Source organism: Streptomyces mayteni (assembly GCF_054783955.1).
In genome coordinates this window covers 1-8,789 of sequence record NZ_BAAGPR010000189.1, presented here as the reverse complement: position 1 = coordinate 8,789, position 8,789 = coordinate 1, and the positions used below count along the sequence as shown (strand labels likewise).

General features: G+C 72.7%; 8 protein-coding genes and 1 pseudogene. 1 reads left to right on the top strand and 8 read right to left on the bottom strand.

Annotated features, from left to right (window positions below; translation table 11 throughout):
* The 4 genes and pseudogenes from ACYVPE_RS38345 to ACYVPE_RS38330 form a co-directional block, all read right to left on the bottom strand.
* A pseudogene (locus tag ACYVPE_RS38345) lies at positions 1 to 332 on the bottom strand (2Fe-2S iron-sulfur cluster-binding protein); the annotation flags it as partial.
* The gene (locus ACYVPE_RS38340; RefSeq protein ID WP_461038465.1) at positions 329 to 1,234 is read right to left on the bottom strand and encodes an FAD binding domain-containing protein; all 906 of its coding nucleotides are present in this window, start codon (positions 1,232 to 1,234) and stop codon (positions 329 to 331) included. The pseudogene ACYVPE_RS38345 and the gene ACYVPE_RS38340, both read right to left, overlap by 4 nt.
* A 298-nt stretch (positions 1,235 to 1,532) precedes the next feature.
* Positions 1,533 to 1,835 carry a DUF3039 domain-containing protein gene (locus ACYVPE_RS38335; protein WP_461038464.1) on the bottom strand — a complete coding sequence of 101 codons (303 nt, stop codon included), beginning with the start codon at positions 1,833 to 1,835 and terminating at the stop codon, positions 1,533 to 1,535.
* Between the two features lie 11 nt (positions 1,836 to 1,846).
* On the bottom strand, positions 1,847 to 2,404 hold the full coding sequence (locus ACYVPE_RS38330; protein ID WP_461038463.1) for a YqgE/AlgH family protein: 558 nt from the start codon (positions 2,402 to 2,404) through the stop codon (positions 1,847 to 1,849).
* A 159-nt stretch (positions 2,405 to 2,563) separates the two neighbouring features.
* Here ACYVPE_RS38330 and murA point away from each other — a divergent pair, with 159 nt between their 5' ends.
* Positions 2,564 to 3,883: a UDP-N-acetylglucosamine 1-carboxyvinyltransferase gene (gene murA, locus ACYVPE_RS38325; RefSeq protein WP_461038462.1), complete on the top strand. Its 1,320-nt coding sequence runs from the start codon at positions 2,564 to 2,566 to the stop codon at positions 3,881 to 3,883.
* 22 nt (positions 3,884 to 3,905) lie between these two features.
* Here murA and ACYVPE_RS38320 read toward each other — a convergent pair whose 3' ends face one another.
* From ACYVPE_RS38320 to ACYVPE_RS38305, 4 genes are all read right to left on the bottom strand, one after another.
* Positions 3,906 to 5,762: a caspase, EACC1-associated type gene (locus ACYVPE_RS38320; protein ID WP_461038461.1), complete on the bottom strand. Its 1,857-nt coding sequence runs from the start codon at positions 5,760 to 5,762 to the stop codon at positions 3,906 to 3,908.
* The gene (locus tag ACYVPE_RS38315; protein ID WP_461038460.1) at positions 5,759 to 6,139 is read right to left on the bottom strand and encodes an effector-associated constant component EACC1; all 381 of its coding nucleotides are present in this window, start codon (positions 6,137 to 6,139) and stop codon (positions 5,759 to 5,761) included. Before ACYVPE_RS38315 ends, ACYVPE_RS38320 begins: the two co-directional genes overlap by 4 nt.
* 168 nt (positions 6,140 to 6,307) lie before the next feature.
* Entirely contained in the window at positions 6,308 to 6,589 is a 282-nt protein-coding gene (locus ACYVPE_RS38310; protein ID WP_132819576.1) for an HU family DNA-binding protein, read from the bottom strand.
* A 317-nt stretch (positions 6,590 to 6,906) separates the two neighbouring features.
* A complete protein-coding gene (locus tag ACYVPE_RS38305) occupies positions 6,907 to 8,331 on the bottom strand; it encodes a malic enzyme-like NAD(P)-binding protein (RefSeq protein WP_461038459.1) in 1,425 nt (474 codons plus the stop codon).
* Positions 8,332 to 8,789: the final 458 nt, after the last annotated feature.

Sequence of the window (8,789 nt, the reverse complement as noted above, 5' to 3'; positions counted from 1 at the left end):
GCCGCGCCCTGGCCCATCGCGACGGCCCGCGCCGACCGCTCGACGTCGGCCGGGTCGGCCTGGCCGAAGGGCAGCGTCCACTGACCGCTGGCCGCCGGGTCGGCGTGCGCGGCGGAGGCGCCCGCGCCGTCGCCGATCTCCGGCGGCTGGTAGCCGTGGCCAGGCGCGGCGAGCGGCTCGCCGCCCGACCGCTCCTGGTAGCCCTCGGGAAGCTCTATGAAGGCCGTGGCGTCCGAGTCGTACTCCCCGCCCCAACTCCCCTGCGGGCCCGGGGTGCGCACCCCGCCGGGCGGGCCGGCGGGCGCGGGGTCAGGCTGCTGATCGTTGCTCATGCGAGAGCCCTTCCGAGTCCACGGCGGGCCAGTGTCGCCACGGTACGCCTCATGTGCTGCACGGCGGGCGGAAGTTGGGGAGGTTCCCCGCCATCGGCCGACGGCGGCGGATCCGGGATGCAGGCCATCCCGACATAGTCCCCGAAAGCGTGCAGCACCTCGGGTGCCAACCCGCGCTCCCCGTCCCAGTCGACCAGCGAGGCGACCCACCGCTCGGCGTCGAGCGGCCGCAGCGGCATCGGGCTGACGGCGCCGACCGCGCAGCGCACCTCGCGGCGCACCGGGTCGAGGACGACCGCCACCGACGCCTGCGCCCGGGCCGGTCCGGTGCGGGCGGTGGCCTTCAGGAAGGTCTGCGGGGCGTGCAGCAGCGGCACCCGCACGTGGGCGAGCAGCTCACCGGGGCGCAGCCGGTCCCGGCTGGAGAGCAGGTGGCTGACGGGGATCTGCCGGCCGTCCCCGTTGGGCCCGGCGACCAGCAGCGTCGCGTCGAGCGCGGCCAGCACCGGCAGCGTGTCGCCGGAGGGCGCGCAGGTGATGATGTTGCCGCCGAGGGTGCCGGCGTTGCGCACCTGGGGCGGGCCCGCGGCCCGGGAGGCGGCGGCGAGGGCCGGGATCAGCGCGGCGAAGTCGGGGCGGCTCATCCGCGCGTGCGTGAGACAGGCCCCGAGCAGCGCGTGACCGTCCTGGTACGCCCAGCCGCGCAGCTCGGCGAGCCGGCCGAGGCCCACCAGGGCGGCGGGGCGCAGCAGCCCCGCGTTGACGGACGCCATCAGATCCGTGCCGCCCGCGACCGGCACGGCGGCCGGATCGGCGGCCAGTGCCGCCACGGCCTCGTCCAGTGTGGCCGGAAGCGCGACGAGCCGCGCGGAGCCCGGTGCGTGCGGTGCGTGCGTGCTCAATCCAGCTGCCCCTCTCCGGTGGACCCGGCTGCCGAGCCGTACGGTACGTGTTCCGAGCCCGGACGTGGCAACTCTGGCACAGAATCCGGCCCGTCCGGCGCCGGGGTGGCCCGCCCGACACGCACGATCGGACGCGTGATCGCGCGGGGGCCGAGCCAGCCGGGCGGCCGCCCCGACTCACACGATCAGGGCACGACGAAGCCCCGGGCGGCCCGCACCGCCGGCGCGGCCGGCGGTCCTGGCGGCCCGGGGGGGGCGACGCGACGCGGAGTGGGCGGAGCCGACGGAGCCGCGGCGGCTACTTGCCGCCGTTACCGCCGTTGCCGCCCTTGCCGTCCTTACCGCCGCCGAACGCGCCCATCGACTCGTAGATCTCCTTGCACATGGGGCACACCGGGTACTTCTTCGGGTCCCGGCCCGGCACCCAGACCTTGCCGCAGAGCGCCACGACGGGAGTACCGTCCAGCGCGCTCGCCATGATCTTGTCCTTCTGGACGTAGTGGGCGTAGCGCTCGTGGTCGCCGTCGCCGTGACTCGTCTGCGGAGTGGGCTCGACGAGAGTGCCGGTGCCCGTTCCGCGCTCGGGCTCGAGAGTGCTCATGGGTCACAAGCCTAATTGAGCGACGGGTCGTCCGGATATGTTGCGAGCAGCGCCAGGCTGCCCCGCTGCCGGCGCAGCACGGCCCGCCACAGCCGCTCGGGCTCCGGCACCGACACGTCGCCGGGCTCGGAGTCGACGACGTACCAGGCGCCCTCCTCCAACTCCTGCTCCAGTTGCTTGGGGCCCCAGCCGGCGTAGCCGGCGAAGATCCGCAGGCTGCCCACCTCGGCCGCCAGCACCTCGGGCGGCGCCTCCAGGTCCACCAGGCCGATCGAGCCGTGCACCCGGCGCCAGCCGAGCGGCCCGGAGCCCGGCACCACGGCCAGTGCCAGCGCGGCGTCGAGCGCCACCGGGCCGCCCTGGAAGACGACGCCCGGCTCGCCGGCGAGCGACGCCCACGGTTCGAGCACCTCGGACACCCCCACCGGCGTCGGACGGTTCAGCACCACCCCGAGCGCGCCCTCGCGGTCGTGGTCGAGGAGCAGCACCACGGAGCGGTCGAAGTTCGGATCGGACAGTGCCGGGGTGGCCACCAGCAGCCGCCCGGTGAGCGAGGACGCCTCGGTCATGGGACCCATGATTCCCCATCGGATGGGCGCTGGGGAGTGCCGTCGGCCAGCCCGCGGCACCCTCGGTCTTAGCATGGCCCCGGGCCATGCCCCGCAGTCCGATGCGGTCACCGTCGAGCGCGGTGGCCCCCGCACCGACCCCTAGGGATCGCGAGTTCGATGACCGACGACGTACTGATTGTTCACGGCGGCACCCCGATCGAGGGGGAGATCAGGGTCCGCGGGGCGAAGAATCTCGTGCCCAAGGCGATGGTGGCGGCGCTGCTCGGCAGCGCGCCGAGCCGGCTGCGGAACGTGCCCGACATCCGCGACGTCCGCGTCGTGCGGGGGCTGCTGCAGCTGCACGGGGTGACGGTGCGCAGCGGCGAGGAGCCCGGTGAGCTGGTCCTCGACCCGTCGCACGTGGAGAGCGCCAACGTCGCGGACATCGACGCCCACGCCGGCTCGTCGCGGATCCCGATCCTGTTCTGCGGCCCGCTGCTGCACCGGCTCGGGCACGCCTTCATCCCCGGGCTCGGCGGCTGCGACATCGGCGGCCGCCCGGTGGACTTCCACTTCGACGTGCTCCGCAGCTTCGGCGCGACGATCGAGAAGCGGGCGGACGGCCAGTACCTGGAGGCCCCCAAGGGCCTGCGCGGCTGCAAGATCCGGCTGCCCTATCCGTCGGTCGGCTCCACCGAGCAGGTGCTGCTGACCGCGGTGCTCGCGGAGGGCGACACGGAGCTGTCCAACGCGGCCGTGGAGCCCGAGATCGAGGACCTGATCTGCGTGCTGCAGAAGATGGGCGCGATCATCTCGCTCGACACCGACCGGACGATCAGGATCACCGGCGTCGACCAGCTCGGCGGCTACACCCACCGGGCGCTGCCCGACCGCCTGGAGGCCGCGTCCTGGGCCAGCGCGGCGCTGGCCACCAAGGGCAGCGTCTACGTGCACGGCGCCAGCCAGCGGGAGATGCTGACCTTCCTCAACGTGTACCGGAAGGTGGGTGGCGCGTTCGAGGTGGACGAGGTCGGCATCCGCTTCTGGCACCCGGGCGGCGCGCTCAACGCGATCGCCCTGGAGACGGACGTGCACCCCGGCTTCCAGACGGACTGGCAGCAGCCGCTGGTGGTGGCGCTGACCCAGGCGTCGGGGCTCTCCATCGTGCACGAGACGGTCTACGAGTCACGGCTCGGCTTCACCAGCGCGCTCAACCAGATGGGCGCGCACATCCAGCTCTACCGGGAGTGCCTCGGCGGCACGCCCTGCCGCTTCGGCCAGCGAAACTTCCTGCACTCGGCGGTGGTGTCGGGCCCGACCACGCTACAGGGCGCCGACCTGGTCATCCCCGACCTGCGGGGCGGCTTCTCGTACCTGATCGCGGCGCTGGCGGCGCAGGGCACCTCGCGGGTGCACGGCATCGACCTGATCAACCGCGGCTACGAGAACTTCGAGAACAAGCTGGAGGAGCTGGGCGCCAAGGTCGAGCGCGCCTGACGCCCGCGCGCGGCGGCGGGCGTCAGGGCAGTCGGGCGGCGACGGCGTAGACGCGGGTGGTCTGCGTGGTGGCGCCGTTGTCGTCCGACAGCAGGTAGAGGACGTGTCGTCCGCGCTGCTCGCCGTCGACGATCTCCTCACCGAGCGCCATGCTCTCCACGTTGTCGAGCAGCGGGTTGAGCTGCTCCTGCTGGGCGGTGGCGCCGGAGGCGGGGCAGTCGCCCAGGTCGACGACCAGGCGCTTGTCCGCCGGGAAGACGTCGGAGGGTGCCGCGCCGAGCGAGGTGAGTTCCGACACGTCGGGCAGGCCGGCCAGCGACACGTGGTAGACGCGGACGGTGTTGCCGACGCCGGCCACGTATCCGCGTTCCAGGGCGAGGAGTTCTCCCTGCCCGAGCGCCACCAGCTCCACCAGCGCGAGCCCGGCGTCCGCCTGGTAGCCGAACTGGCCGGCGAGTTCGTAGTCGCCGCCCCTGGTGCCCTGGTAGCGCTGGACGCGCAGCATGCCCTGCCCGCGGTAGGTGTCGTCGACGACGAGCGGGGTCTCGAGACCGAGGTAGAGGGTTCCGCCGTCCGGTGTGACGGTCAGGGACTCCATGTTGACGCTCGGTCGGAAGTTGTCCGGGATCGGCAGGCTGGCCACCGCCCGGCCGTCCGAGCGGCGGAACCTGGTGAGCGAGGGGCCGGCGTCGGACTCGGAGGCCACCAGCACGGTGGCGCCCTCGTCCACCAGGCCCTCGCCGTCGAACTGCTCGCCCTGGTGCGGGGCTCCGTCCTCGTCGGTCAACGTCGTGACGTCCTCGATCGCGAGCCCGGCCAACCGGGGGCCGCCGAGCGCCATCTCGTACAGCAGCACCGGCGTGTTGTCGCCGAGGGCCAGGGCGCGATCGCCCTCGGTCAGCGCGAGCGCCGAGAGTCCCCGCACGTCCCGGCCGCGGTGCTGGGACTTGTCCAGGTCGTCGGAGTAGGCGAGCAGGGCGGCGTGCGGCGAGCAGTCCCCCGCTGCCTCCTCGTTCGCGCCCGCGTGCCAGAGGACCAGGGCGGGGCAGAACAGCACGGCGGCGGCCCCGGTGGCCAGTGCCGTCCGGCGGCGGCGCCAGAGGGGCGCCGGGGGTTCGGGGCGGGCGGGCAGCCGTGCCTGGTTGCGGACGAGTGGCCGGGTGCCGGCCTCGTTGCGGTCCTGTCGCTGCGGCTCCGGGCGTCCCTTGGCCGCCAACGAGTCCCGCACCTGCCGGTAGACGTCGTCGAGCGACAGCAACTCGGGGCCCTCGGGCACGCCGTTGGTGAGGACGTCCACCAACTCGCCGGTGAACGCGGTGAACTTCTCGCCCGGCACGGAGAGCGCGCGGACGTTCTCGGCGGCCGAGGTGAGCAGGTAGGTGTCCTCGACGCTGGCCACCGCGCGCAGGCTCGGCGGCTCCGACATGCCGCCGAGCGCCCGGCCGCTGAAGCAGCAGTCCAGGACGACGATCCTGCGCCGGGCCCGGCTGTGCTCGATGATGGCGCGGCGCAGCCACTCGTAGGGGACGGCGGTGTGCGGCTTCTCCGGCTGGGAGCCGGGCAGGGTCAGATGGAGCGTCAGGTCGTGCGGGTCGATGACGCCATGGCCCGCGTAGTACACGACCAGGGTGTCCCTGGCGGACTTGGCGGCCCTGATGACGGGGTCGATCAGCTCGTCCGGCGTCCTGGGGTCGAGGACGGTCCTGCACCGGTCGTCGTCCGAGAGGCCCCAGATCCGGGGGTCGGTCAACGCGGACTGCAGGGCCCGGCAGTTGTTCGCCACGGCGGGCAGCGGCTCGAGAGCGGTGTACCGCCGGACGCCGACGAGGACGCAGGCCGACTGCTGGGGATCCGGCGGCCCGCCGCCTTCGCCGCTCACGCCGCGTCTCCCCGGCCGGCGTTCACGTCCCGCTCCTCGCCGAGCGCCCGCACGAGGGCCCGCGCGGTGGCCGGGTCGGCGGTGGAGACCGTGACGGTGAGCCCGTCGCGCTCGATCGTGACCCGGGCGCGTGGGGCGCAGGCGGCCCGCCAGGCGGCGACGGCCACGCCCAGGTTGCCCAGTTGGAAGCCGTAGTCGACGACGAGCCTGATGACGTCGCCCGAGACGCCCATCGTGCCGGGCTCGGCGACGCCGGCGGCGCGCAGCGAGATCTCGGCGTGTTCGCGGACCTCTGGCTGTCGGCGCAGCCAGTCGAGCAGGGAGCGTTTCCGCCGCCCGAGGGGGTCATCCTCGGGCGCGATATGAATGATTGTCACTCTTTCCCCCCGGAGCAGAGGATCTGCCGACAAAGGCTGACCTACCGGTCGGCGAAGAGCCTATGCGACTGTGGTCCTCCTCACGTGCCGCATCAGGTGAACAGGCCCCGGAACGCACGAGAGGGGTGGCCCTGCCCGGGCCACCCCTGCAACATGCTCACCATGGGCTCACTTGCCCTTGGCGGCCTCCTTCAGCTTGGAGCCCGCGGACACCTTGACGCTGTACCCGGCGGGGATCTGGATCGGCTCGCCGGTCTGCGGGTTGCGCGCGGTGCGGGCGGCACGGTGGGTCCGCTCGAAGGTCAGGAAGCCGGGGATGGTGACCTTCTCGTCCCCCTTGGCAACGATCTCGCCGACGGTCTCGGCGAAGGCACCGAGCACGGCGTCGGCGTCCTTCCGGGTCACCCCGGCGCGGTCGGCCAGGCTGGCCACCAGCTCACTGCGGTTCATATTTCGTACTCCCGTGTTCATCTTGCCAATGAGGCGTGAGATCGAAGCCGATGCTGCCAGGGCCCTCTGACAGCGCCCTGAGCAGGGTCTGCCTTCCGGGCCCCTCGCGCCTGGATACGCATCCTGCCCCCACGAGAGGCGGGAAGGCCAATCCGGCGCCCGCGGGGTCACACGAAGAGCGCTGATCACCCGCCGCCATGACGGTCCCGTGGCTTAGCCTCCCCGTCACCCTAAGGGGCAGCCCGCGAGGCCCGGCAACCGACTCGCCGCCTCGGTGGGCCGCCTGGGCCCAGGGGCGAGGGGTCGTCGGCCGGCGGTCAGCCGGCCGCGGTGGCGCCGGCCACGTCCTGGGCCGCCTCGCGGACGGCGCCCGCCACCGCGCCCGAGACCTTCTCGTTGAAGACGCTGGGCACGATGTAGTTGGCGTTGAGCTCGTCCTCGCCGACCACGTCGGCGAGCGCGCGGGCCGCGGCCAGCATCATCGACAGGTCGACGGTGCGCGACTGGGCGTCGAGCAGGCCGCGGAACACTCCAGGGAACACCAGAACGTTGTTGATCTGGTTGGGGAAGTCCGAGCGGCCGGTGGCCACCACGGCGGCCGACTGCCGGGCGATGGCCGGGTCGATCTCCGGGTCCGGATTCGCGAGCGCGAACACAATGGCGCCGTCCGCCATCGCGGCGACGTCCTCGGCGGCCAGCACGTCGGGGGCCGAGACGCCGATGAAGACGTCCGCGCCGACGATCGCCTCCTTGAGGGTGCCGGTGACGCCCTCCGGGTTGGTGTTGTCGGCGATCCAGCGCAGCGGCGAGTCGCCGTCGGCGTCCACCAGGTCGGCCCGGCCCGCGTGCACCACGCCGTGGATGTCGGCCACCACCGCGTGCTTGACGCCGGCCTCGATCAGCAGCTTCAGGATCGCGGTGCCGGCCGCGCCCGCACCGGACATGACGACCCGTACGGCGCCGAGCTCCTTGCCGACCACCCGCAGCGCGTTGGTCAGCGCGGCCAGCACCACGATGGCCGTGCCGTGCTGGTCGTCGTGGAACACCGGGATGTCCAGGGCCTCGCGCAGCCGCGCCTCGATCTCGAAGCAGCGCGGCGCGGAGATGTCCTCCAGGTTGATGCCGGCGAAGCCGGGCGCGATCGCCTTGACGATCTCCACGATCGCGTCGGTGTCCTGGGTGTCGAGGCAGAGCGGCCAGGCGTCGATGCCGGCGAACCGCTTGAACAGCGCCGCCTTGCCCTCCATCACCGGCAACGCGGCGTGCGGCCCGATGTTGCCGAGCCCCAGCACCGCGGAGCCGTCGGTCACGACGGCCACACTGTTGCGCTTGATGGTCAGCCGCCTGGCGTCCTCCGGGTTCGCCGCGATCTGTGTGCAGACGCGGGCCACACCCGGGGTATAGATCATCGAAAGGTCGTCGCGATTGCGAATCGGATGCTTCGACTTCATCTCGATCTTGCCGCCGAGATGCATGAGGAACGTCCGGTCGGAGACCTTGCCGAGCGCCACGCCCTCGATGCCGCGCAGCTTCTGCACGATCTCGTCCGCGTGCGCGGTCGAGCTGGCCGCGATGGTGACGTCGATGCGCAGCTTCTCGTGACCGGACGCGGTCACGTCCAGGCCGGTCACCGAACCGCCTGACGACTCGACCACGGTGGTGAGCTGACTGACCGCCGTACCGCTCGCCGGAACCTCGAGACGAACCGTCATCGAGTACGAGACACTGGGCGCCGTTGCCATCGCCGACTTCCTTCGCTTTCCTGAAAACCGCCCCCGAAGTGTTGACACCATACGAGAGCGTCGCTCCTCGGTGAAACCCAGGGCGCGGGACCGATATGACCGTAACAGCAAAGCGTCACGGCCATGGAAACAGCGGGAAAAGAGGCACGGGAACCTGGGGGCCCGCGGCCTACGGCCGGCGGCCGGCCTAGACGTTGTGGTCTGGTGGCTCGATGGAGGGCGCCGACCCGCCAGCTCGCCTCGCGGCAAGTGGTCGCTCGTAGCGACAATGGTTGGGCCCGGGGGCATGGAACGGGCCGACGCCACTTTCAGGCTACCGCACGGGGCGGGGGGCCAGGCAAGGCCAGCCGGGGGTCTCCGCGCCGGGGGCTCTCCCCCACCCACCCGCCCTTTCCCCGCTACCGCGGCGCACCCCGACGCGGGCGGCCTGCCGGCCGTGGGGATGTTCCCCACCCACC

Excerpts from the sequence above, each read along its gene's own strand:
- ACYVPE_RS38310 (WP_132819576.1), bottom strand. The coding sequence starts at position 6,589 with ATGAACCGCAGTGAGCTGGTGGCCAGCCTGGCCGACCGCGCCGGGGTG.
- ACYVPE_RS38305 (WP_461038459.1), bottom strand. The coding sequence starts at position 8,331 with ATGGCAACGGCGCCCAGTGTCTCGTACTCGATGACGGTTCGTCTCGAG.
- ACYVPE_RS38330 (WP_461038463.1), bottom strand. The coding sequence starts at position 2,404 with ATGACCGAGGCGTCCTCGCTCACCGGGCGGCTGCTGGTGGCCACCCCG.
- ACYVPE_RS38335 (WP_461038464.1), bottom strand. The coding sequence starts at position 1,835 with ATGAGCACTCTCGAGCCCGAGCGCGGAACGGGCACCGGCACTCTCGTC.
- murA (WP_461038462.1), top strand. The coding sequence starts at position 2,564 with ATGACCGACGACGTACTGATTGTTCACGGCGGCACCCCGATCGAGGGG.